This is a genomic window from Rhizobium oryziradicis (assembly GCF_001939045.1).
In the GTDB taxonomy this organism is placed as follows: domain Bacteria; phylum Pseudomonadota; class Alphaproteobacteria; order Rhizobiales; family Rhizobiaceae; genus Allorhizobium; species Allorhizobium oryziradicis.
Genome location: NZ_MKIM01000022.1, coordinates 155,599 through 179,839 on the forward strand (window position 1 = coordinate 155,599; position 24,241 = coordinate 179,839).

22 protein-coding genes are annotated in these 24,241 nt (G+C 55.0%); 14 read left to right on the forward strand and 8 right to left on the reverse strand.

What is annotated here, in order from left to right; genetic code table 11:
- The first annotated feature begins 17 nt into the window (after window positions 1-17).
- Both BJF95_RS04525 and BJF95_RS04530 read left to right on the forward strand, forming a co-directional pair.
- On the forward strand, window positions 18-1,286 hold the full coding sequence (locus BJF95_RS04525; protein ID WP_075638272.1) for an ABC transporter substrate-binding protein: 1,269 nt from the start codon (window positions 18-20) through the stop codon (window positions 1,284-1,286).
- A complete protein-coding gene (locus BJF95_RS04530; RefSeq protein ID WP_139317403.1) occupies window positions 1,243-1,506 on the forward strand; it encodes a hypothetical protein in 264 nt (87 codons plus the stop codon). The genes BJF95_RS04525 and BJF95_RS04530 overlap by 44 nt, the downstream gene beginning before the upstream one ends.
- Here BJF95_RS04530 and BJF95_RS04535 read toward each other — a convergent pair.
- Window positions 1,503-2,201 (reverse strand): NUDIX hydrolase, encoded by a 699-nt coding sequence (locus tag BJF95_RS04535; protein ID WP_245297231.1) that lies wholly within the window; start codon window positions 2,199-2,201, stop codon window positions 1,503-1,505. The genes BJF95_RS04530 and BJF95_RS04535 overlap by 4 nt on opposite strands.
- A gap of 98 nt (window positions 2,202-2,299) precedes the next feature.
- Between BJF95_RS04535 and BJF95_RS04540 the strand changes: the two genes are divergently transcribed.
- The 3 genes from BJF95_RS04540 to BJF95_RS04550 all read left to right on the forward strand — a co-directional run bounded on the left by BJF95_RS04540 (window position 2,300) and on the right by BJF95_RS04550 (window position 5,658).
- A complete protein-coding gene (locus tag BJF95_RS04540) occupies window positions 2,300-3,316 on the forward strand; it encodes a J domain-containing protein (protein ID WP_075638274.1) in 1,017 nt (338 codons plus the stop codon).
- A 66-nt stretch (window positions 3,317-3,382) separates the two neighbouring features.
- Window positions 3,383-4,315 carry a hypothetical protein gene (locus BJF95_RS04545; protein WP_075638275.1) on the forward strand — a complete coding sequence of 311 codons (933 nt, stop codon included), beginning with the start codon at window positions 3,383-3,385 and terminating at the stop codon, window positions 4,313-4,315.
- Between the two features lie 119 nt (window positions 4,316-4,434).
- Window positions 4,435-5,658 (forward strand): adenylosuccinate synthetase, encoded by a 1,224-nt coding sequence (locus BJF95_RS04550; protein ID WP_075638276.1) that lies wholly within the window; start codon window positions 4,435-4,437, stop codon window positions 5,656-5,658.
- Here BJF95_RS04550 and BJF95_RS04555 read toward each other — a convergent pair.
- Both BJF95_RS04555 and BJF95_RS04560 read right to left on the reverse strand, forming a co-directional pair.
- Complete coding sequence (locus tag BJF95_RS04555) at window positions 5,642-6,688, reverse strand: substrate-binding domain-containing protein (RefSeq protein ID WP_075638277.1); 1,047 nt, start codon at window positions 6,686-6,688, stop codon at window positions 5,642-5,644. The genes BJF95_RS04550 and BJF95_RS04555 overlap by 17 nt on opposite strands.
- A 100-nt stretch (window positions 6,689-6,788) precedes the next feature.
- Window positions 6,789-7,226 (reverse strand): Lrp/AsnC family transcriptional regulator, encoded by a 438-nt coding sequence (locus tag BJF95_RS04560; RefSeq protein WP_075638278.1) that lies wholly within the window; start codon window positions 7,224-7,226, stop codon window positions 6,789-6,791.
- 142 nt (window positions 7,227-7,368) lie between these two features.
- On the opposite strand from BJF95_RS04560, the gene BJF95_RS04565 reads away from it, so the two are divergent.
- Window positions 7,369-8,418 carry an ornithine cyclodeaminase gene (locus tag BJF95_RS04565; protein WP_075638389.1) on the forward strand — a complete coding sequence of 350 codons (1,050 nt, stop codon included), beginning with the start codon at window positions 7,369-7,371 and terminating at the stop codon, window positions 8,416-8,418.
- On the opposite strand, the gene BJF95_RS04570 is transcribed toward BJF95_RS04565, so the two are convergent.
- Window positions 8,410-9,585 carry a glycosyltransferase family 4 protein gene (locus BJF95_RS04570; protein ID WP_175577196.1) on the reverse strand — a complete coding sequence of 392 codons (1,176 nt, stop codon included), beginning with the start codon at window positions 9,583-9,585 and terminating at the stop codon, window positions 8,410-8,412. The two genes, BJF95_RS04565 and BJF95_RS04570, sit on opposite strands and share 9 nt — an antisense overlap.
- A 106-nt stretch (window positions 9,586-9,691) precedes the next feature.
- Here BJF95_RS04570 and BJF95_RS04575 point away from each other — a divergent pair, with 106 nt between their 5' ends.
- Window positions 9,692-10,909, forward strand: coding sequence for a hypothetical protein (locus BJF95_RS04575; protein ID WP_075638280.1), 1,218 nt, complete (start codon window positions 9,692-9,694; stop codon window positions 10,907-10,909).
- A gap of 83 nt (window positions 10,910-10,992) precedes the next feature.
- Here the strand turns inward: BJF95_RS04575 and BJF95_RS04580 are convergent, their stop codons facing one another.
- The 4 genes from BJF95_RS04580 to BJF95_RS04595 form a co-directional block, all read right to left on the reverse strand.
- Window positions 10,993-12,681: a hypothetical protein gene (locus BJF95_RS04580; protein ID WP_075638281.1), complete on the reverse strand. Its 1,689-nt coding sequence runs from the start codon at window positions 12,679-12,681 to the stop codon at window positions 10,993-10,995.
- Window positions 12,682-12,771: 90 nt separating this feature from the next.
- Window positions 12,772-14,670: a WD40 repeat domain-containing protein gene (locus BJF95_RS04585; protein ID WP_075638282.1), complete on the reverse strand. Its 1,899-nt coding sequence runs from the start codon at window positions 14,668-14,670 to the stop codon at window positions 12,772-12,774.
- A 10-nt stretch (window positions 14,671-14,680) separates the two neighbouring features.
- Window positions 14,681-15,457, reverse strand: a complete 777-nt coding sequence (locus BJF95_RS04590; protein ID WP_075638283.1) for a hypothetical protein — start codon at window positions 15,455-15,457, stop codon at window positions 14,681-14,683.
- Window positions 15,454-16,053 (reverse strand): RibD family protein, encoded by a 600-nt coding sequence (locus BJF95_RS04595; protein ID WP_175577197.1) that lies wholly within the window; start codon window positions 16,051-16,053, stop codon window positions 15,454-15,456. Before BJF95_RS04595 ends, BJF95_RS04590 begins: the two co-directional genes overlap by 4 nt.
- Window positions 16,054-16,220: 167 nt before the next feature.
- On the opposite strand from BJF95_RS04595, the gene ribA reads away from it, so the two are divergent.
- The 7 genes from ribA (at window position 16,221) to BJF95_RS04630 (ending at window position 24,234) form a co-directional block, all read left to right on the forward strand.
- On the forward strand, window positions 16,221-16,847 hold the full coding sequence (ribA, locus tag BJF95_RS04600) for a GTP cyclohydrolase II (RefSeq protein WP_075638285.1): 627 nt from the start codon (window positions 16,221-16,223) through the stop codon (window positions 16,845-16,847).
- Complete coding sequence (locus BJF95_RS04605) at window positions 16,847-19,009, forward strand: GNAT family N-acetyltransferase (RefSeq protein ID WP_075638286.1); 2,163 nt, start codon at window positions 16,847-16,849, stop codon at window positions 19,007-19,009. The genes ribA and BJF95_RS04605 overlap by 1 nt, the downstream gene beginning before the upstream one ends.
- Window positions 19,006-19,872: a glucosamine inositolphosphorylceramide transferase family protein gene (locus BJF95_RS04610; protein ID WP_075638287.1), complete on the forward strand. Its 867-nt coding sequence runs from the start codon at window positions 19,006-19,008 to the stop codon at window positions 19,870-19,872. The genes BJF95_RS04605 and BJF95_RS04610 overlap by 4 nt, the downstream gene beginning before the upstream one ends.
- Before the next feature lie 106 nt (window positions 19,873-19,978).
- A complete protein-coding gene (locus BJF95_RS04615; RefSeq protein ID WP_075638288.1) occupies window positions 19,979-21,043 on the forward strand; it encodes a LacI family DNA-binding transcriptional regulator in 1,065 nt (354 codons plus the stop codon).
- 126 nt (window positions 21,044-21,169) lie between these two features.
- The gene (locus BJF95_RS04620) at window positions 21,170-22,438 is read left to right on the forward strand and encodes an ABC transporter substrate-binding protein (protein ID WP_075638289.1); all 1,269 of its coding nucleotides are present in this window, start codon (window positions 21,170-21,172) and stop codon (window positions 22,436-22,438) included.
- 93 nt (window positions 22,439-22,531) lie between these two features.
- Entirely contained in the window at window positions 22,532-23,428 is an 897-nt protein-coding gene (locus BJF95_RS04625; protein ID WP_075638290.1) for a carbohydrate ABC transporter permease, read from the forward strand.
- A complete protein-coding gene (locus tag BJF95_RS04630) occupies window positions 23,425-24,234 on the forward strand; it encodes a carbohydrate ABC transporter permease (protein WP_075638291.1) in 810 nt (269 codons plus the stop codon). Before BJF95_RS04625 ends, BJF95_RS04630 begins: the two co-directional genes overlap by 4 nt.
- Window positions 24,235-24,241: the final 7 nt, after the last annotated feature.

Below are 24,241 nucleotides of genomic sequence, written 5' to 3' on the forward strand. Positions count from 1 at the left end.
AAAACCAGGAGAGCGCTATGATCCACTTCAAAAAGCTTGTTGCCATTGCGGCAATTGGTATGGGCTTCACCGTGCAGGCCCATGCAGAGACAGTGCTGACCGTGCATTATCCTATGCCCGGTTTCTTCAAAGACGTGATGGACACGATCTCGAAGAAGTTCATGGAAGAAAATCCCGGCATCAAGATCCAGTTTGCCAGCCCATCGCCAACCTATGAAGATGGCATCCAGACCATTATGCGTCAGGCTGGCACCTCGGAAATGCCCGATGTGACGTTTACGGGCCTCAACCGTCTTCGCATGTTGGAAGAGCGTAAAATTCCGGTCGATCTGACCCTTCTGGTCACCAAGGAAGGTGCACAGATGGCCGAGCAAGGATTTTCCGATACCATCCTGAAGCTCGCTCAGGTCAAGGGCGTGCAAGTTGGTCTGGCTTTCGCCACCTCCACCCCGATCATGTATTACAACGCCGATCTGATCCGCAAAGTTGGCGGCAACCCCGATGTTCCACCAAAGACCTGGGATGAAGTGATTGCCCTTGGCGACAAGATCAAGAAACTCGGTGATGGCATTGAGGGCATCGATTTCCGTTGGCAGGGTGATGACTGGATGTTCTCCGCCCTTCTGTTCGGCGCTGGCGGCACCATGCTGTCTGCTGATGAAACCAAAGTGACCTTCAACGGCCCTGAGGGCCTCAAGGGGGCTGAAATCCTCTCGCGCATGGTCAAAGAAGGCGGTCTGCCAGTCTTTACCAAATCGGCAGGCGAGCAGGCTTTTGCGGCTGGTAAAGTTGGTTTTGAATTCCAGACCACGGGTGCACTGCGCAACACCATCAAAAATGTTGGTGGCAAGTTTGACCTTCGCACCGCCGAAATTCCGTTGATTGATCCGGTTAATGGCAAGCTGCCCACCGGCGGCAACGCCGTGGTCATCCTGACCCATGACAAGGACAAGCTGGACGCTGCCTGGAAATTTGCCAAATTTGCCGCTGGCCCCTATGGCGCATCTGTGGTTGTTCCCGGCACTGGCTATGTGCCCAACAATGAGCTGGCCGCAAAATCTCCAAAATATCTGGGCGATTTCTACAAGGAAAACCCGCTGTTTCAAGCAGGCCTCAAGCAGATGCCCCGCATGATCCCATGGTATGCATTTCCCGGCAGCAATGGCGTGAAGGTGACCCAGACCATTGTTGAAAACCTGTCGCGGATTGTTGAGCAGAGCGCGACGCCAAAGGAAGCGCTTGATGATGCCGCAGCCGACGTGGCCGATCTTCTGCCGCGCAGCTAAAGTTTGTCAGGGAAAAGTGGAATCCGGCTTTCCCAAAAAGACAAACTCTAAAAACCAGATTAATTGGGGGATGCCGCTTTTTCAAAAAAGAGCGGCGTTCCTCATTTCATACCCCATTCAAGACGTTTGCGTATTGAATGGGGTGATTTGTATGCGTTTTGGACACATCCTCGACATCGATCTTGCAAAAACCGATTTCACCGATCCACTGCCACTTTAACCACTACGGCCCAAAGTACGATCAAACATCTGGACATCGTTCTTCAGGCGAAAAAGACGGGCCGGGCGTTTGCTCAACTCGCTGCTATTGCTTCCCGTTTTTTCCAGAAATTCGAAATCTCCCACCTTTCGGCGAAAAGCACTTGTATCGAGCTTTTCACCCAACACAACCTCGTAAGCGAGCTGCAACTCTGACAATGTAAACTCCTTTTTGAGAAGCATGGCAGGCAGCGTGGAATAGGCCCCTTTTCCTCGAAGTCTCGCGAGAGCATCTTTCAAAATCAGGGCGTGATCGAAAGCGAGTTCAGGCAGGCTTTTCGTATCAAGCAGCGCAACATCTGGACTATCCACGATCTGAAGATCACTTTTTGGCAAAAGTGCAATATAGGCAACCGAAAGCGACCATCCGCGAGGATCGCGCATCTCACCGCTATAGGTGGCAAGTTGCTCCACATAAATATTGGTGGCCCCCACTTTGCTCCGCAAAACACGCTGGATTGCAGCCAATGTGTCGCTGTCTTCTCCCACGCGCACAAAGCCGCCGGGCAAAGCCCATGCGCCGGCAAAAGGCGCGTTCGGCCGACGATGGAGCAGCACCTGAAGCTGGCCATTATCAAGGGTCAGAACCACCACATCAACCGTGAGAATTGGAAGACTTTCCTTTCTCAAAGCGGAACCTATCTCTTTCATCGGCATCGACTGTTCCTGATGCGGTCAGACGTTTGTATGCTGTCTTTTTTAACGTGTTTCATTGCGCATTTCAGGCCCATCTTGAGGCTTTCGGAGTTTCCATAATGCTATCAGCAGAAACCATTCTTTCAACACCCGTTACAGCCGCAAGCTCAGTGTTTCCCGGTGATCAAGACCAGATCAAGCATGAGTTTCGTCGATTGGCCGCGCTGTGGCATCCCGACCATTGCTCAGATGCGAAAGCATCCGATGTCCTGTCTCATCTTGTGTCTCTTAAAAATCACCTTTTGCACCGCAGCCCAATGAAGGCAAGCGTTGAAAAGATCATCACCACCGAAAAGCGTGTTTTGCGAATCCGTCCTCTCTCCGTGCGACAAACAGATCAAGCCGAGATCATTCTGGGCCAGACAACCTTTGCCCAGCTTTTTTCTGGCCAGCAAAGAGATCTGGCCGATTGGGAAGCCGGAGCCATTGGTCGTTTTCGATATGCGGATTCGGACATGCAGGCGCAAATGCAGCGCTTTTTGCCCCGGATACAGATGGATGAGCGCACAGAAGACGGCGGACGTCTCCTTGTCTGCAACCGTGGTGGCGACGATATTTTACTCTCAGATCTTTTGGCAAAATTTGGGCCTCTGCCGGCGGTTCACGCGGCGTGGCTGGGATCTGGCCTTTTGAATATTGCCGCATGGCTCGAATGGTCGGGAATTTGTCACGGCGATATTGGACCCGATGCCATTGTGATTGATCCGACAACCCATAGCGTGCGCCTCATGAGCGGGTGGTGCTTTTCATGCCCGTTTGGAAAGCGGCCGGAGGTTCTGCCCTACCGCACCCTGAACATTTTGCCTCGCCTGGCATCCAGCGGAGAGGTTGTCGACGCCTATGTTGATTTGCACCTCATCCGCCAGACATTGCGCGAGGCGTTAGGGGATCCGGCGGGCAGTCGGCTGCAATCCGGCCTCGTGCCGGAGCCAATCGCCCATTGGATCAACCTGCCACCCGAGGGGCCTGCAATTGCTGACTACACGATATGGCAGCGCCAGCTCAGGCGCGCCTGGGGACCGTCCAAATTCATCACCTTGGACATCGATGCCAATCACATTTACGGGGTCGGTTGATTTTTTATTTGCAATTTACATTTTGCATATTAATATAAAGACAGACCAAACAAAGGAGTATTAATCATGGGAAACGGACGTTGGAGCGCCCAGAGCTGGGCTCAATATGCCCATAACAATGTGCACAATCAGACACGCAGCCAGATTTTCTCGACACAGACTTTGTTGGACACTTACAACCCGGCAAAGATCAAAATGCGCGAAAGCCGGGCCAGCGCTGACAATCCACATCCAACCCCGATCATCCTTGCATCGGATGTCACCGGCTCCATGGGCATGATTGCGGAACAGTTGATGCGCGACGGGCTGAACACGCTTGCTCAGGAAATTTACGGTCGCAAGCCAATCAGTGATCCGCACATCATGATCATGGCGGTTGGCGATGCAAAAACGGATTCAGCCCCGCTTCAGGTGACACAGTTCGAGGCAGATATCCGCGTAGCGGAGCAAGCCAGAGAGCTATGGCTTGAAGGCGGCGGCGGCGGCAATGGTGGTGAAAGCTACTGTGCAGCGCATCTCTTTGCCGCAATGAAAACGGCAACAGATGCTGCCGAAAAGGAAAATCGCAAAGGTTTTCTGTTCACCATTGGTGATGAACCTGTCCATGATGGCATGACCCGTCAAGAAATTGAGAGGGTGATGGGCATTAAAACCGAGAAAGATCTCTCGGGTAAAGAATGCGTCGCTCTGGCGCAGCGAAATTGGGAAGTCTTCCATATCGTGCTCACCAATGAAGGTTTTTGCCAATCCAATCCTGCGCCCGTTCTATCCAGCTGGCAAAAAATCTTGCCCGAGCGCACCATTAAACTGTCCGACGTCAATCGACTTGCAGAAACCATTATTTCGCTCATCCAGGTCAACCGGGGTGCTGATCCTGATGCGGTTGCCAGCAGCTGGTCAGATTCGACCGCAATTGTGGTGTCGGATGCCCTGAAAAGTTATGGCGCATCGGCAACTGCCCCCCAAACAAAGGGGATTCGCAGGCTTTTGGGCTTCTAGAGCATCGTGCAGAAAATCGGAACGATGCTCTACGTTTTGTTTTTGCATCGAATTCATCCGAAAACCGGCCCCCACTTTTCGGACCAAAGCTGTAGCCTTTGTCAAGGAATGGACACGTCATGAAAACTGCCTTTGCTGTGATTGGTGCCAATTGGGGAGACGAAGGAAAAGGACTGGCTGTTGATGCGCGCGCCAGCGCATTGATCCAAAACGGTCATGCTGTCACCGTTGTTCGAAGCAATGGTGGCGCGCAGGCAGGGCATAGTGTGGTGTGTCCAAACCATGGAAGACATGTTTTTCATCACATTGGGGCTGGAACACTGGCGGGCGCTGCGACACACCTTTCCCAGTTCTTTGTCGCACATCCAATGATGTTGGCCGATGAGCTTTCGCGGATCCAATCCCTTGGTGCGCCGCGTCCGCCTATGACCATTGATCCCCGTGCGCCGATAACCTCTCCTTGGGATATGGCCATAAATCAGGCTCTCGAGATTGCGCGCGGCGACAAGAAACATGGATCCACCGGTCTTGGTTTTGGCGAAACAATCGAGCGGATGGAAAAAGGTCCTGCGCTTGTGGCGCAAGACCTTTACACTCGTGGCCTTGCTGAAAAGCTGGATACAATCCGCCGCGATTGGCTTCCCTTGCGTAAAGCACAACTGGGATTGATTGCAGATGACTCGCCTCTGGGCGCGGTCCTCTCGGGTACCGAGGACGCGCAAGCCGTCTTCCTGCGCGATTGCGAGGCTTTTGTCAGCGCAGTAGAGTTGTTCGCCGATGGCGATCTTGCAGGCGATGAAACCATCGTTTTTGAAGGGGCGCAAGGACTACAGCTTGATATGAATTTTGGCCGGATGCCCCATGTCACCCGATCCAGAACCGGCCTTGCCAACATGATACGCATTGCCAAAGAGTGTGGCATCACCAGCATTCACACAAGCTATATGACGCGCGCTTATGCGACGCGTCATGGTGCCGGGCCATTGCCGCACGAGGCTGACACGCCAAATGCGCTTCCGTGGCTGACAATGGAAGATAGAACCAATGCGCCCAATCCATGGCAAGGCACCTTGCGCTTGGCACCACTTGATTTGGACGCGCTGAACCGCGCAATCAACGCAGATTTACAAGAGCAGACGTGGTCCGACATTTCAATTGATCCTCACATAGGCATAACATGCCTTGATCAAATCAATGAGGCCGCCCCCCTGATTGCCGGTGGCCAAACGCTGCATTTTACGGCCAAAGACATCCCACTTGCCATAGGCAAACATGTGGGCCTGAAAGTCGCGATGCAATCCTGGGGAGATTGCCGTAACAAGGTGATCATGTCGGAAAATTAGATCGCTTTGACAACCGGTTCCCACTTTTCGGACCAAAGCTTTCGTTGCCGATATCGCGCACCGTGCCGCCGATGCGCAAACTGTGCGGCACATTCAAATGGCGTGGCGTGCTGCCATTTTCGGTCATATCGATCAGCAGCGAGGCGGCAGCGGCCCCCATGCTGGCATCGGCCATTTCAATGGTGGTCAGCGGGGGATCAATCAAGCGCCCAAGCGAAATGCCATCAAAACCGGCAACAGAGATATCGGCTGGAACAGTCAATCCCTCGCGGCGCAAAGCGCCGATCACGCCAAAAGCCAGCAAATCATTGGAGGCAATAATGGCGGTTGGTTTGAACAGTTTGAGAGATTGACCCAGATCCAGCTCATCATAACCATTGAGAAAACCGACTTCCAACGCCGGATTCGGCACCAGACCACGTTGTTTCATCGCCGCACAATAGCCGTCATAGCGCAACTTGGCGCGATCAGACGCGGCAAAAGCCCCCGACACAAAGAGAATGCGGGTGTGATGGTGATCCAGCATATGCGTGCATAGCTCTCGCCCCGCCAAAAAATTATCCGCCGCCACTGACGCCGGAAACCGCGCGGTTGGCAGATTATGCAGAAGGACTGTCGGCGGCAAGGCTTTCGGCAGGTTGGCACCATTGGCTTGCGGATCGCAAAGCGTCATGATCAAGCCCACCGGGCGTTCGGACACCAGATCCACAATGGCCTCTGCCTCGCGCACCAGATCGTAATCCGATTGGGCAATGATAACCCCATGACCCGACACGCGGGCACGTTTTTGGATATTGGACAGGGAGGCTGCAAAAACAGGGTTGGTAATGCTGGGAATCAGCACGCCAATCATCGGTTTATGGCGCATCCGCTGCACGGCTGCGGGGTTGGCATCAGGCCGATAGCCCAGCTCCAAAGCTGCTTTTTCCACCCGCCGCGCCATGCGCTCGCTCACCGGTCCGCTTTTGTTGAGCGCCCGCGAGACCGTGGCGGCCGAGCAGCCAGCCTTCAACGCGATTTGTTGCAGCATTTGTCATCACCGTTTCAGAAAAGTGAAAGCGGCCACCCACCAGCCAGCTTGAACGGTAGAAATAGGGGCAAGCTGTGACAGTTTTTTAACGCATGCTTACTCACACACTGCTGAGCAGCAGGCTGGTTTCGCTATTGGCCACGCCATCAATCATCCGCACCTCGCGCAGCACCCGATCAAAGTCTGGCAGGCTGGCAACGCGGATATTGGCCACCAGATCCCAATTGCCATTGGTGGTGTGCAGCGCGTAAATTTCGGGTAAGCCTTTGAGCTTGCGAATGACCTGGGTTGTCGATTTTCCCGTCACCTCAATCATCATCACCGCCTGCACGGTATCATGTTCATAATCCTGGCGAACCCGCACGGTAAAGCCCATCACCGTGCCAGTTTCCAGCAAGCGCTCCAGTCGCTTTTGCACCGTGCCACGCGCCACGCCAAGCGTATCCGACAGGGTGGAGAGCGAGGCACGCCCATCGGTGCGCAAGTGGGCAATGATGCGCCGATCAAGACTGTCTGGAGTATAATCCGCTGCCGCCATCTCTCATCCTACCTTATCATTTTGATATATTGACTGATCATTCTGCGCAATTTAGCGGGTATTTTGCTTTGAAAACAGCCTTTCGGGTGGATATTTCTGTCTGCTAATCTGTTTGTCACAGCATTGGCAAGAGGAGATGACCATGCCCACCACCGCCCCCTCGCAAAAAGCCTTCATTCCCTTTGTCAGTGTCGAAAACATGATGCGGCTTGTGCATCATATCGGTATTGAGCCAATGCTGGAGCAGCTCACCGATGCCATTGAAGCGGATTTTCGCCGCTGGCCCTCATTTGATAAAGTGCCGCGCGTTCCCTCCCATTCGCTGGAAGGGGTAATTGAGCTGATGCCGACATCAGACGGTGAGATTTACGGCTTCAAATATGTCAACGGCCACCCTCAGAACACCGCCCAAGGCCTGCAAACCGTGACGGCTTTTGGCCTTTTGGCGCAGGTTTCCAATGGCTATCCGGTGCTTTTATCAGAAATGACCATGTTGACCGCCCTGCGCACTGCGGCAACCTCGGCCCTTGCGGCCCGCTATCTCGCCCCCCAAAATGCAAAAACCATGGCTTTGATTGGCAATGGTGCGCAAGCCGAATTTCAGGCGCTGGCCATGCGCGCTGTTATCGGCATTGAGCATGTCAAACTCTTTGACATCGACCCGAAAGCCACTGAAAAGGTCCGCCGCAACCTTGAGCCGATGGGCCTGGCCATCACCGCCTGCTCATCGGCCCAAGCCGCCATTGAGGGGGCCGACATCATCACCACCTGCACGGCCGACAAGCAATATGCCACGATTTTGACCGATAACATGGTGGGGGCCGGTGTGCATATCAATGCCATTGGTGGCGACTGCCCCGGCAAGACCGAATTGCACCCTGACATTCTGAAGAGGGCCGACACGTTTGTGGAATATCCGCCGCAAACCCGCATTGAGGGCGAGATCCAGCAGATGGAGCCGAATTATCCGGTGACCGAACTGTGGCAGGTGATCAATGGAGAGGCCAAGGGCCGGAAAGATGCCAGCCAGATCACATTGTTTGACAGCGTGGGCTTTGCCATCGAAGATTTCTCGGCGCTGCGCTATATCCGCGCCAAAATCAAAGGCACGGATTTCTATCAGGAACTGGACATGATTGCCGACCCCGATGATCCGCGCGATCTGTTTGGCATGCTGCAACGCTCAAAATAAGCCCGGCTTTTCAGCAAGCTCAGCAAGATGCCGGGCAAAATGGCATACATCTGTTTGTGGCAAAAAGCCAAGGGCAGCATGGCGCGCTGCATGCGCGCTGGCGCGGTAGAACTGCGGATCGCTTAGCAAACGAGACAGCGCAGCCCGCCAAGGTGCTGTATCTTGCGCAAGCACACGCACCTGCCCGCCGCTCTGCTCGATCGGGCAAACAGGAAGAATGAAATCCACACCCAGCATGGCTTCTGTTTGCCCACCCAATCCGCCAGCCAGCACCGGAATACCCCGCAACATGGCATCAACCGCGACATAGCCAAATGTTTCTGGCACCAGCGATGGGGCCAGAACAATGCGGGCATCTTGCAAAACCGTGTCAATCTCATCGGCCGCTTCCAGCAGCGTCACGTTGGCGCGCGCCCGTAATACCTCGATAACAGCATCATCCGCGCCCCAGGTTGGCACGGCTGCAAAGGCCGTATCGGCAAAATGATCGACCAGATCCAGAAAGATCGGCAGGCCTTTCAAAACACAAGGGTTGATCATGGTGACATAGCCACCGTCCGGCCTGCCGCGCACCGCAAAGGGCGCGGCCCCAAACACTGGAAAACGGAGCAATGTTGCCTCCAGCCCGCCAAATTGGCGCACGTATTGGCGGCTATAATCGCTCACCACCACAATATCACGCGCTTTTCGCATGCGCGCATGTTGCTCCGGGTTGAGTGCACGCGACTCAGGCCCGAACGGCAAATGAAAATGGGTGTGAACCACCACAATGGTCCGTTCAGCGGCAAAGCTCAGGGCAGCTTGCAAAAAGATGGCGCGGTGGTCATCCGACACCAAAATCCAATCGGGGCGCTTACGCTGAATAAATGCCTCCAGCTCTGCTGCCGCATTGGGCGCTGCGGTGTCCATCGCCAGTACCTGCACACCCTCATGGCCGTAATGCTGCTGTCCACGTTCATCTTCGCGCACAATGGCACCGCGCGCCGCCAAGGCTTCGGGCAAAAACACCGCCGGGTTATGCTGGGCTGGCCCCGGCAAGCGCGCAACAACCCGGCAATCAAACCCAAGCTTGGCAAGTTCCCGCATCAACAGACGATTGGCTTTATTGCCGCCGCCAAAAGAGGGCAGGTAAACGGCATCTTGCAAGAGAAGTACTTTGGTTTTCATGCCCGCCATTAAGCGGCGCAGATAGGGTTTTGTCAAAATCTATTTCTCGTATAAAGAGTAAAAATTACAAATTAGCGTTTAAATTTAAAGCCCAATGGAGAGCCCTGTGGATGATATTGCGTGTGGCCTGATCATTCCCCACGTCTTGCATGATAACAGCGACCGCGCCCGCGCGTTGACTGTATCATGGCTGCGGTGGAATTATTTTGGCGATATTTTTGAAGACAGCAGCTTGGACAATCTGCTTTTGCGGGCTCTCTCTACCGGCTGCCGCTATTGTCTCATTCAAGGCTACGGCCATATTTTGACCGAGCACGCAGGCCCCAATGGCGGCAAAGCCATCAGCGCTTTTGATGCCTTGCGGCTATGGGCCAAAGAACGCAGGTTTATCTTTGCCGGTGTGGCAGACCGCTGCGTTTTTGTGGATCTTGAAGCTTGGCAGCACCATGGCCAGCCCAAGCTGGAGCCCGCCAACCTTGTGCCGTTCGGACCGGAGCTTGCCGGCCATATGCTGGATCTTCAGCCGGACCTCAGCAGGGCTTCAGATTTCTTTGCCTTCCTCAAGGACATGAGCGAAAAGGCAGGACGCGGCGTTTTTGTGCTCAACTACGAATCCTACGACGATATCGAGGTGCCAGCAGAGACCTTCCAGCGTCCGCTTTCCACCCTTTATTGCGTGGCAGCAGGGCTCAAGCCCAACCGGATTTTTCACACCCATGGCATCACCGAAAACAGTACTGTGGTGTTCTTTGATTATAGCCAGCACGCGCTGGATTTTCGCCGCCGCCTGGATGAGGAATGGGATGGCGAAGATTATCCGGCCTATCTGCGAGGCGCGTTCACGCACACGCACAACACCCATTACTATCTTTGGCCCGGTGCCAAGCTGGATGCGATGGATTGGCAAGAACTGGAACGTCTGTGGGAATTGGAGCTGACCCGCTGGGGTGGCGCGGATGCCTTCAAAACCCATTGGCGGAGCTATCAAAACATCAAGAAAGACTATCTGCTCTGCAACATTCTGAAGCCTCAGCCGTTGCTGGAGCGCATTCAGCCTGAAGAAGGCTCTGCGATTTGGTGGAGCAATGCCTTTTGCACCATTTACAGCGCCACCCACCACAGCCTTGAAGAAAAGCGGAGCTTTTACGAAAGCTGGATCAATGCCTTGGCCGACAAGGCACCAATGCTGTTTCACTATGGATCAGACCACAGCAATTGCAGCGTCAATGGCATGAATGCCAGCGCCTATCGCGAGGCCTATTTTGCCCGTGGCGGCGATCCACTGATGTCACGAAAGCTGCATCGCCTAGCACTTCGGTTTTAAAAATGCGCTTCGGTTTTAAAATGCCAAAGGGGCAGTGCCGGTCACTGCCCCTTCAAAATTCACATCATTTCAAGGCGATACACTTACTTATCCGGAAAGATGTGGCTGACGCTGGTTCCATTCGGATAGTTGGTGCCGCTGCCATAGAGACCATGGCAGGTGAAGCAATTGGTGGTTGGCTGGCTGGCGCTGGCCTGCGTCAAACTGCCAAGGCTGTATTGCTCAAACGTTTCCATGGTGCTGTTGGCCAAAAACTGTGTGCCCTTTTCGACATATCCGGGTTTGAAGGGAATAGGCCCCTTGGCCCAGATCGAGCCACCCTGGAAATAATTGGCATAAACCGGACCACCCGCACTGACCAATTGCGGCGCAAGCGATGCCTGTACCGACATCAGCAGCGTGTTGTTGACCACAGCGAAATCGCTGACCTTTGGCGTTGTTGATTGGAGGTTGCCCCAAGGGTTGAGCCGAACAACACTGGTGGGCGTCAACTGTGGCGGCGACCCTGCGGCAGGAACAGACGTGCTGGAGGTGAAGGTGATCACCATATTGCCCTTGGCATCGGAGCCAGAGGTTGCTGTCTGGGTGATCGCAGACGGTGCGACCGCAGCGCCCTTTTCACCGTTGTAAAAAATATAGTTGCTTTGGGTGCTCGTGCTCAGTGGAACCGTGGAGATGCAATCCGTTCCGCTTTTGCAGGCACTTGTGGTGATATCGTAATTGGTGTTGAGGTAATTGAAATCGGCGTCTGGCGCGTTGAATTTGGATTCAAACGTGGCCCAGACCATTTCAGGATGCCCCTGAACTGTGCCGACAACATGCATGCCCACCAGTGCCAGCGTCCTTGTCGCAGTCACCGTGCCGTCACTGGTCAATGTCACCAAACCGTTTGTGGAGCCACTTTTGAAAGCCGGAACCTCCGCTTCAATGGTTTGCAGACCCGCCTTTTGGTCTGCGGTCAGATAGGTCACGTCAACCCAGGAGCTTTTCACCTCCATGGCCAATTGCTCAGCGTCACCATAGGTCACGCCAGAGGCCGTCTCGATGTCTTTCACCTGATCCAGCGTGATTGGAAAATTCCCCGCATTGGGGTTGGTTTTGTCGTTGTAATATTTGACCTTTGCCTGATTTTGGGCAAGGCCTGCAAAAACGTCGTTCACCTGAATGGTATAATAGACAATCGGATAGGTGGCATAACCTGCCTTATTCGGCACCGGCACCGGAGCGCCATTCAGAACCAGAACGCCACTTCCGCCCGCTTGCGCGGTTGAATCTGCTGCAGGCGTTGTCAATGTTGCGCCCTTGAGCTTGGCCTTCACCTTTGCAACCACCTCTTCAGGCGCTTCCTTGGGCTTGTTGACACGCACCTTGAACAGTGAGTGTTTTTTGACCTTGTTGGCAGAAGCGCTGACGCCTTCGGCATTTTTGGTAAATGCAAATGTACCGTCCGGCTTTTCGGAGGCGGTGTAGAAGGTGGGCGAGAAAATCACGAGGTTGCCGGCTTTATCGTGGCTTGTCAGCCACAGAAACATCTGGGCACCCCATTGGTAAAAGTCACAATTGGTATCATCTTTAAAAGACGCACTGTTTGCCGGTTTGAAATTCAAACCGCCACTGTAGGATGTATCCTGCCATGCCTTGAACATATTCGGTGTAACAGCACATGTTGCGGCCGGTGCCGGCGGGGTCTGGGCCTGCGCCTGCTGGCCAAAAGCGGCTCCTGCCAACAGCAGGGCCAGACGACAGAGCCTGATCGGTAATTTTTGTCCCATGTCTCTCTCCAATTGTGACGATAATGCTGAAATTTCTGCTGGCACCCCACGTGTCCAGCGCCTCCTGCTAGAGTCTTGAAACGGTGCTGCTCAAGCCACGCGCGCGGCAACCTCCAGAGCTTTCACCTCCAGCGCGGGCGGCGCAATCTGTTGCACCATGGCCCGATAGACATTGGTGACAGACAAATCATCGACCTTGATCAGATAAACGCCTCCGTCATAGGAGGAGGCCAAAAGCCCGCCGGAGCCGCGCGAGAGCGAGCTGATGCCATTGGCGGCAATGGTCTGGCGCTGTACCGTGCCGGATGCCAGATCAACCTTGAGAAGTGCGCCCCAATAATCGCCCACAATCACCGTGTTGGCATCCCAAAAGCACAGGCATTTGGGCGAGCGCCAGCCAAGCTCGATCGCATGGGTCAGCCGTGCCTCCGCGACATTGTAAACATTGAGGGTAAAATCACGCGAGGCGCTGGCGATCTGGTCGCCCTCGGGTGAAAAATCCACATCGTCAACAATGGCCGTATGGCCTGCGAATTCGTTGACCAACTCACCATCCAACGTCCAGGTGGCAAGGCTGCCATCGGCCCCGCAACTGACACCAAGATCCGCCGTTGGATGCAAGCGTAGCGCCTTGACCGCGCCATCATGTAAAGGATAGGCCTTCACGCTCTCGCCATTTTTTGATATCCGCGCAATGGCCCCGCTGTAGCAGGCGGCAAAGATTGCGCCCACGTGCCCCGGCTGATGGGCAACCCGCAGGGAATTGATCGGCCCCTGCCCCAGTTCCACGCTTGCAACGGGAGCAAGGCCGTCTGATGTGCGCTCAAGCACATGGAGCTTATGGTCGTGTGCTCCGGTAATGACACGATCAGACCATGGATCAAGCGTCACCGCATTCATCAAACGGCGGCCGCCTTGTGGCTCCACGCGCGAAAGCAGGCTGGCGTCCTTATCCGTCAGCTGCAACAAACGCACGAAACCATCATCGGCAACCGTTGCAACGGTGCCATCAGGCGCGCCCGAGATCTCGTTGAAACAGGCATTGCCATCGTCGCCGGGTCCACCGCCCAGCTCGCTGATGCGCTCGCCTGTGGCCGCATCCCATTGCACAACCGTGCCATCAAATGTGCCCGCCAGCACCGAGCGGCCATCCGGTGCCCAGCTGAACGAGCGCTCCCATTTGGTGGCGTGCGGCTGAAGCTCCACCTTGGCGGTAAATGTGTGCGCATCCCAGATACGGATTCGCTGATCATAGGCGCAAGATAGAATATCGCCATTGACCGGAGAAATCGCCACTTTCTTGATGGCCGAGCTGTGCGCTTCAATCACGGCAATGCTGTCGCCGCTGCGCACATCAAAAAGGCGGATTACACCATCATCGCAGCCCAGCACGGCACGACCATACAGCAGATCAATGGCGCAGGTGTCGGTTTCCGTTTCAAACGGCCCCCAGGTGCGCAACAATTGGCCGGTTTCCAGATTCCATTGCCGCAGGGTCATGTCATCGCCGGAGGAATAGATCAGGCCATCATGATAGCTGACCGACAAAACATCCTTTTCATGCCCCTCGATCACGCGGCGAATGGCACCGGTTTTCAAATTCCACACGATGATGCGACGATCACGCGAAGCCGACACGCCCGTCTCAGCATCCACAAACACGAAGCACTCGACATCGTCATTATGGCCGCGCAACACCCGTTGCAGGCTGCGTTTTGTCAGATCCCAGATGTAAATATCGTAATCCGACGAGGATGACGCCGCACGCTTGCCCTCATTGTCCACAGTGATGTGATTGACGAGGTGGCGGTGGTAGCCCAGAAGCTCCACGGTTTGCGTCTTCAAATCAAACAGCGCAACCGCCCCGTCATAGGCGGCGCTGACCACGGCTGTTTTGCCAGCAATGGCGGCAACCGAGGTTACCGGCCCTCTATGGCGCGTGAAGATCTCACCCGGCTGCACCCTTGCGCTCATATTTGCATAGGCCATTGCAATATCCTCATCTTACAGGTTGATGACTATGAATGTCAGGCACATCCCGACCGTGAATGTCTTGAAACAGAGGCGTGTCGCGCAGGGCCTCCGACAGCTCGGGCAAATTGGCAATCACCTTGCCCAGATCATCCACCCCACGCTTGCGGCAGGTGGGAGTGAGAGGAGCAACGGCTTCGATACCAAGATAGGCCAGAATGCGCGTGACCTCGGCCCAGTCCCCCAGCAATTCGTATTGGGTCTCAAGCCAATCCTGCCCGGTCGCCGTCAGCACCGATTCCATCTGCGCATAATAGAGGGCGTTGTTATGGGCATGTCTTTGCAAAGCCCGCGCATCAACCTCAAGGCTTGGTGGGTCCGCCACTTCGCGCGGATCATAGCTTTCCCAAACACCGGTGATCTGGGCCAGTTTTTCGGACACATAGGCGCGCACCCGGTTGCGGCGCTTGAGCATGATCTTGCGCACCGAGGGATCGCGCAGCAGCACATCGCTGGCAAAGAGATCTTCACCACGATTGATCTTGAAGCCAACCGCCGCTTCACGACCCGCCGACTGCCAGATCTTTTCCAGAAAGCTCAAGGGATCAGCGTCGCGCTCAACAACGGTGCCCAATGCCGCAGCCAGATCGCTGCGATCACGGGCGTGGTGGATACCACCGGGGTTAAACACGCCATGATGGCAGAGGATGTGCGGATGCGCATTCAGCAAGCTGCACAGCAGATTGCTGCCGGTGCGGGGCGCTGCAAAAATAACAAATCGGACTGCACAAGACCCGCTCTTCATGACGCCTGCTCCAATCCCTGGGCAAGACCGCAGGCGTGAGCGTGGCCTGCCTCAAGCAGAAACCCTTCACCGAAGGGGCTTACGCGTAGATCCTCCAGCGTGAAGCCCAATTCCTCACGCGCCAAATGAACAGCCCGCTCAACCGAGGAAGTGCGGACAAAAACGGTCACCACATCGGCAAAGCCCTGCCGAAAAAATGAGTGCAGCAGTGTGCGCCCGCCTTCCACCAGCAGGCTGCGGATGCCATGCCCGTAAAGCGCCTGCAGGGGCTGGCGCAAATCATGTCCCTGCATGGGCAACGATACCAGATCAGACGCGTGACCACAGCCTTGGAAAGGCGCTCCATTGCCAATCACAAATGTTTGCACCGCAGCAGGCTGGATGGCGCAGGGCTGCGAGCCGGCAAAGATAACCCGAACTGGTTGGCGCTTCGGCTCCCGTCCCAACCGCTCAGCCCGCGCTGTTAAGCGAGGATGATCAATGTTCCATGTTCTCCCCCCCACCGCGATCGCATCATACTGCTCACGCAAGTGATGAACACGCTGCCAATCAGCGCAACAAGAGACGTTGCCATCGATGCTAGATGACGTCTGCAACACTGTTGCATCCTGCATCGCAAAGTTGATGTGTATAAAGGGACAGAGCATTGCCGTGACCAATATTGAGCAACAGGTAATGCAAGCATAAGACATTATAACATTTGATTGCAACTTATTTGTGTGCGATATTCTCGTCATAATCGTAAATTTATGTCGGTGCTCTTATGAACGTCCAAGGCAATATCAAAGATGCCGTGCAACCTCTCTCAGAAGCCATGATCCCGACGCAAGACGGGCAATATCGCATGATCGTGTTTCAAGACGAGCAAACGGCGCAGGAGCACGTCGCCATGGTGATGGGTGAGATCGACTCCGCCAAGCCCACACTTGTGCGTCTTCATTCAGAATGCATGACGGGCGATCTGTTTGGCTCCTATCGCTGCGATTGTGGCGAGCAACTGGCGGGCGCACGCCAACGCATTGCCGAGGAAGGTGCCGGAATCATCCTGTATTTTCGTCAGGAAGGGCGTGGCATTGGTCTTGCCAACAAATTGCGCGCCTATGCCCTGCAAGATCAGGGACACGATACGGTGGATGCCAATCTGCTGCTGGGCTTTGCCGCCGATCAGCGCAGCTTTGATAGTGCAGCAGCCATGCTGATGCACCTTGGCGTGCGCATGGTGACGCTGATGACCAATAATCCGCGCAAGATAGAGGCCCTGCAGGCGCTTGGCATTGCCGTTGTCGAGCGCTTGCCGCTGCACCCCGCACCACGCCCGGAAAATCACCATTACCTTGCCACCAAGGCATTGAAGCTAGGCCATCGCCTTGAAGGGATGGACAGCCTGTAATGGCGGACCTATCGACCAAAGCCGCCCACGGCTTTCGATCAGCAAATGCGTCCCTTGGCACCGTTGCAATTGTTGATCCCTATGATGCCGGTGCAAATCTGGCTGAGGCCTTTGCCAAAGAGGGCGTTTCAGCCATTATGGTGGGCAGCACGCCCGATATTGCCCCGCAGGAAGGCACGGTTTTCGATCCCGACACTTTTCGTCGCCTGCTGTTTTGGCAAGACGATTTGGCGCAACTGATCGAGACCTTGCGCCTTGAAGGCGTCAGTCATGTTCTTGCCGGATCGGAACGCGGCACCATCCTCACCGATCATTTGGCAGAAGCGCTTGGCTTGCCCGGCAATGGCACCGCTTTAAGCCAGACCCGGCGCGATAAATTCGTCATGATCGAGCAGGCGCGCCGGGCAGGCATCCGCACCCCGCCCCAGATACAATCCGACCGGCTGGATGATATTTTTGACTGGATCGACCAGCATTGTGTGCTGCCCGTGGTGCTGAAACCGCCGCAGTCCAAGGGGGCTGATGGTGTGCGCCTGTGTCGATCACGCGATGCGGTGGCAAAAGCCTTCGGTGATATTTACGGCCAGATCGACACAATGGGCCACATCAATCATGCGGTGCTTGCCCAAGGTTACTCTCGCGGTGCCGAATATGTGGTGGATACCGTGAGCTTAAATGGACACCACCGCCTTGCCGGCATCTGGGCCTATGGCAAACCTGAGGCCGATTACGACACCATCGGCCTGATCAGCACCAAAGAATTGCTCAGCGCCGACAGCCCACTGGCAGAGCGTTTGTTTGCTTTTGCCGCTCAGGTGCTGGATGCCTTGGGCATTATGCATGGGGCGGGCCATTGCGAAATCATTATCGATCAGCACGGGCCGGTTCTGGTTGAAGCCGCATCCCGGCTGCACGGTGGCCCGGCCGCGCACCGCATGAGCCTTGAAGCCATGGGTTTCAGCCAGATGGATCTTCTTGTGCAATCCTGTTTACAGCCCGATCAATTTTTGGCCGATCTTCATCACCGCTATCATCTGCCGGGTGGAGCCGTGATGGCCTTGCTGCGTGATAAATCCCTCCAAGGCATGATCGAGACTTTGCCATCCGCCCGCACGGTCGGCTGGAATGATGAGGCCGACACCACACCCCACGCGGTTTTGGGGCTTGCCACCTTGATCCACCCGGAGCGCGCGGTGGTGGTAGCTGACCTCAACATCATCACCTGCGGTTACGACATTCTCAAAACCCGTGCCGCGGTTGAAACCCTTGCGCCTGAATGGCATGCACTTCTGCGCCGCTCCAATTGTAACCGCGCCTTTGGCAGTCCCGCCTGGTATCTTGCCGCACTCGACGCCCAGCCGCACATATCGCCGTTGGTGATAACGGCCTATCGCAACAATGCCCTTGTTGGGGTGCTTGCTCTTGTCGAGGACAGGCAGCTCTGCCGCTTTGCCACAAACCTCAGCGATTATAATGATGCTGTGGTCTCGGCTGGCGACCATGCCACCGTTCAGGGCCTGTTGCTCTATGCCAAACGGAATCTACCCCGGCTTGAGCTTGAGTTTGATTGCGTGAGAGCGGATGCCGCTCTTGCCGGGACTGCATCCTTGATTGACCCCACAACAGTCTGCCCGTTTGCGGATATCTCCAAGGGCTATCAAGTCTGGCTAGAAACGCGCAGCAGAGGTTTTCGCTCAACGCTGAAGGCTGCGGAAAAGCGGGCAGCAGCCAACGGCTTGTTTGTCGAAAGGCTTGACCCCTCCCGCCATGGTCATCTGGACTTGCCAGACCTGTTTATCGAATTTCACCGTGAGCGCTTTGGCGTAGCCAGCCTGTTTACCCACACGCCCTCGGCGGCGGCTTTTGTTAAAAATGCCCTGCCACGCCTCTTTCAAGCCGGGGATGCCATGGTTTTTGGCCTTTGGGCACAGGATCAACTGATCGGCCTTAACCTCTGCATGGTCGGCGCAACCAGTCTCGGCTATTGGAATGCCGGGTTCAAATCGGCCTTTGCACAATTTTCGCCGGGCACGCTGATGATCCATGCGGCTCTTCGCGAAGCTGCGGCCTGTGGCTTTGCGGAATTTGACTTCTTGCGCGGCCCGGAGGCCTATAAGATGAAATGGACAACGGACACCCGCACAATCGGGCGGTTATCATGACCAAAGTGGACTTGCCCAAAGATCCGTGGTCAATCAGTATCTATACGGGAGAAAGCCCCCTGTCACTCTCGCCGCACCCGGATATTGCCCATCCCGCTCTGGGTCGCGCACAGGTCAATGACGTTCCCGCCAGTTTCATTGCCGATCCCTTTTTTCTTCATCACGGCAATGCGTGGCATCTATTTTTCGAAATCTTGAACCATGATCGTGGGCTGGGTGAAATTGGCTATGCGTCAAGCCCGGATGTCTTGCACTGGACCTATCAGGGCGTGGTGCTGCGCGAGGCCTTTCATCTGTCCTACCCTTTGGTTTTTGAACACGCAGGCGAGATCTATATGGTGCCCGAAACACTGGGAGCCGGTGCCGTGCGTCTTTATCGCGCCGAGCCTTTCCCCATGCATTGGGTGCATGTTGCGGATCTTTTGAGCGGCACACTTGCCGACCCGACACCCTTTCACTTTAGTGGTCGCTGGTGGATGTTCGGCTGTGACACGCCACACACCCACGATCATTTGAGCCTGTTTCATGCCGATCACCTCTTCGGACCATGGCATCCGCACCCGGCAAATCCCATTGTTGCGCGCGACAACCGCCGTGCCCGTCCGGCTGGCCGAGTGGTGAGCATAAATGGGGTGCTTCATCGCTTTGCGCAGGACTGTGGGCAGCGTTACGGCGGTGCGGTGCGCGCCTTTGCCATCAGCCAACTGACGGCCGATACCTATCGTGAGCAGGAATGCCCAAACAATCCCGTTCTCAGTGCTGCGGGCGCTGGATGGAATGGCAAGGGCATGCACCATGTGGATGCGCAGCAACAATCCTCAAGCCGCTGGATTGCCGTGGTCGACGGCATATGCCACGCATAAGTCTGGTAGCAATGGTCTTGCGCAAACCTCGCAGTTTCAATAGTAAATTTTTACCAATTTATTCCTGACTATGGCGTGATGCTGTAGAATGTCAAAGGGGCAGCCCATGGTCACACTGCGCGAAATCGCCAAAGCCGTTGGTGTTTCCTCCGGCACCGTGTCGCGTGTGTTGAATTACGATCAGACTTTGTCGATCTCGGAAAGCAAACGGCAGGCGATCATCGAGACCGCAGAAGCCCTGAACTATGAAACGCCGCGCAATCGCAACCGCCGAAACAGCGCTTATGCATCACCCATTGCCGGTCCTGCTCTCAACGCTTCCATTGCTATTTTGCATTTTCTGGGACCGGACGAAGAGCTGAGCGACCCCTATTATGTTGGCGTTCGATTGGGCATTGAGGGGCGCTGCCGTGAGCAAAAACTGGAAATTTCCAAAATTCTCAACGCTTACGAGGTCAAGGATTCGCCTAATTTACAGGCGGCGTCCGGTATTATTGTGATTGGCAAACACCCGCCCGCCATTTTGAGCGACTTAACCCAGATGGCAAAACCCGTGGTTTTTGCCGATTTCAACCCAAAACTGGATGATTTTGACTGCGTTCTGGCCGATCTTGGCAATGCCACGAGGCGTATTCTCGATGGCCTCTCATCCTCTGGCTATCAACGCATCGGCTTTGTAGGCGGCTATGAACTAATGGACGACCAGGCCGTGATGTACGGCGAACAGCGCTGCAAGGCCTATGTCGAGTGGCACCAGAGTCGCAACCTGTTTGATCCGACCTTGATTGCTTTGGGACAAGGAGAAACCTGCGCCCGCAACTTGCGGCTGGAAACCGGTTATGAACAGGCCAAACAACTGCTTCTGATGCCAAACCGGCCCGATGCCATTCTCTGCGCCAATGACAATATGGCCATTGGGGCCTATCGCGCCATTCAGGAAGCGGGGCTTTCCATTCCAGCCGACATTGCCGTTGCCTCTTTCAACGATATTCCCGTGACGCAATTTCTCAATCCGCCGCTTTCCACCATGCAGATCCCCGGCGAACAGATTGGCGAGACCGCCGTTGACCTTCTGGTCGAGCGCTTGATTGGCCGCGATTATGCCAAGCACATCATTATCCCCACCAAAATGCGCTGGCGGGGCAGCTGCCGCGCGCCGCACACTGCGTAAGCACTATCCCTTTTTCGCACTCGCACAAAATATTTAGTAAAATTTTTCTTGCGCTTTTTCATTCCCTCAGGAATAGTCACAACACGGCAGCAGAGGACTGCCTCGGCGTTCATTTGGGAGGATGGAATGCAAAAAACTTTGCGCTGGAAAGCGGCAACATCTTTGGCGTTGGTGGGCGGGAGCCTGTTTGCCGCAAGCGCTGCCATGGCTGGCGAAATCATCGTCTGGTGCTGGGATCCCAATTTCAACGTCGCCATCATGAAGGAAGCGGGTGCGCTTTACACCGCAAAGCACCCCGGCACCACCATCAATGTGGTGGATTTTGCCAAGACCGACGTTGAGCAAAAGCTGCAAACCGGCCTTGCCTCGGGCGCATCAGATACGCTGCCAGACGTTGTGCTGATTGAAGATTATGGCGCGCAGAAATATTTGCAATCCTTTCCCGGCGCTTTCGCGCCCATGTCCGGCAAAGTCGATTATTCTGGTTTTGCGCCTTACAAAGTCAGCTTGATGACCGTGGATGGCAAGGTCTACGGCATGCCCTTTGACGCAGGCGTCACCGGATTTTACTATCGCAAGGATTACATTGAACAGGCAGGCTTCAAGCCTGAAGACATGCAAAACATCAGCTGGGACCGGTTCATCGAAATCGGCAAGCAGGTGCTGGCCAAGACCGGCAAGCGGATGTTGGCGCTGGACGCCAATGACGGCGGCATGACCCGCATTATCATGCAATCCGGCGGCACATGGTATTTCAACAAGGATGGCACCCTCAACATTGAAAACAACGCCCCCCTGAAAGCCGCTTTGGAAATTCAGGCCAAGCTCCTCAAGGAAGGCATTGCCAAGCCCACCAGCGGCTGGACTGACGGCGTCAATGCTTTCACCTCTGGCGATGTGGCCTCTGTTGTCACCGGTGTATGGATTACCGGCACCATCAAGGCGCAAAAAGATCAGGCTGGAAAATGGGGTGTTGCCCCCATTCCAAAGCTCGACCTGAAGGGGGCGGTGGCCAGCTCCAACCTTGGAGGTTCCAGCTGGTATGTGCTGGAAAATTCCAAGGAAAAAGACGAGGCCATTGATTTCCTCAATGAAATCTACGCCAAGAACATCGATTTCTACCAGAAAATTCTCACTGAGCGCGGTGCTGTTGGCACGCTGATGGCAGCCCGCACGGGTGCCGCCTATAATGCACTTGATGCCTATTTCGGTGGTGAAAAAGTCTGGCAGAGCTTTTCCGACTGGCTGGCCAAGGTGCCAGCGGTCAATTACGGCGTTTTCACCAATGAAGTTGACACCGCCGTCACCGCCAATCTGCCTGCTCTGATCAATGGGGCACCAGCGGATGATGTGTTGAAAGCCATCGCCGAGCAGGCCAAGGGCCAGATACAATAAGCCTTCCTCCCGGGCGGTCGTGCGCCACACTGGTGCGCGGCCGCTTTACCGTTATTGACCTCATCCCACTCCTTATACGAAGTGATTGCATTGATGGCAGCTGAAAAACGTGGCGGAATTGGCCGATATTACGATGTCAACGGCTGGCTGTTTGTGGCCCCGGCGTTGGGGCTGATTTCGCTGTTCATGCTTTATCCGATTGCCCGCTCCCTGTTCCTGTCGCTATATTCAGGCCGCGGGATGATGATGAATTTTGTCGGCCTCGGGAATATTGCCCGGCTGGTGAATGATCCGGTGTTTCTCACGGCCCTCACCAATACAATGACATTTTTCATCATTCAGGTGCCGATCATGCTCACATTGGCGCTGCTGCTGGCGGTGTCTCTCAACAATCCGAAATTGCGCTATTCAGGCCTGTTTCGCACGCTGATCTTCTTGCCCTGTATTTCGTCGCTGGTCGCCTATTCCATTCTGTTCAAAAGCATGTTTGCGGTCGATGGCGTGGTCAACAACACGCTGATCATGATCGGCGTCATGGAAGCACCAATCAATTGGCTGACAGATCCTTTCTGGGCCAAGGTGTTGATCATCATCGCCATCACCTGGCGCTGGACCGGTTACAACATGATCTTTTATCTGGCGGCGCTGCAAAATATTGACCGCTCGGTTTATGAAGCGGCCCGCATTGATGGCGTGCCGCCTTGGCGGCAGTTTATTCACCTCACCGTGCCCATGCTGAAACCCGTGATCCTGTTTACCACCATCACCTCCACCATTGGTACGCTACAACTGTTTGATGAGGTCTATAGTTTGACGGCAGGCACGGGCGGGCCGGCCAATGCCACGCTGACGCTCTCGCTTTATATTTACAACCTCACCTTCCGCTTCATGCCCAATTTTGGCTATGCCGCAACCGTGTCCTACGTAATTGTGCTGATGGTGGCGCTGCTCTCTTTCGTGCAATTCTATGCTGCAAAGGAGCGCCCATGAGCCGCCGCTTTGGAATGCTTTTGCAATATGGCTTTCTATCGCTAGCCGCCTTTCTCTCGGTTTTCCCGTTCATCTGGATGGTGATCGGGGCCACAAACACCACATCCGATATTATTCGCGGCAAGCTGTCGCTCGGTGCGGAATTCAGCGCCAACCTGACCAGCTTTTTCACCAAGGTCGATGTGCCGCTGATCATGTGGAACTCCGTCAAAATCGCGGTGTTCGGAACGCTGATCACACTGCTGATCTCCTCGCTTGCCGGTTATGGTTTTGAAATGTTTCGATCACGCTTGCGCGACCGCATTTACACGGTGGTTTTGCTAACGCTGATGGTGCCGTTTGCCGCCTTGATGATCCCGTTGTTCTTGCTGATGTCGAAAATGGGGTTGATCAACACCCATATTGCCATTGTACTGCCAAGCCTCGCCTCCGCCTTTATCATTTTCTACTTCCGCCAGGCCTCAAAAGCCTTTCCATCAGCGCTGCGCGATGCAGCAAAAGTCGATGGCTTGAAGGAATGGCAAATCTTTTTCTACATCTACTTACCCGTGATGCGCTCAACCTTTGCAGCCGCCTTTGTCATCGTGTTCATGCTGAACTGGAACAACTATCTCTGGCCGCTGATTGTGCTGCAATCCAACGACACCAAGACGATCACCCTCGTCGTGTCATCCTTTGCCTCGGCCTATTATCCTGAATATGGCACCGTGATGATCGGTACCATCCTTGCCACTCTTCCCACATTGCTTGTGTTTTTCGCCATGCAGCGCCAATTTGTGCAAGGCATGCTTGGCTCAGTCAAATAGGGTTTTA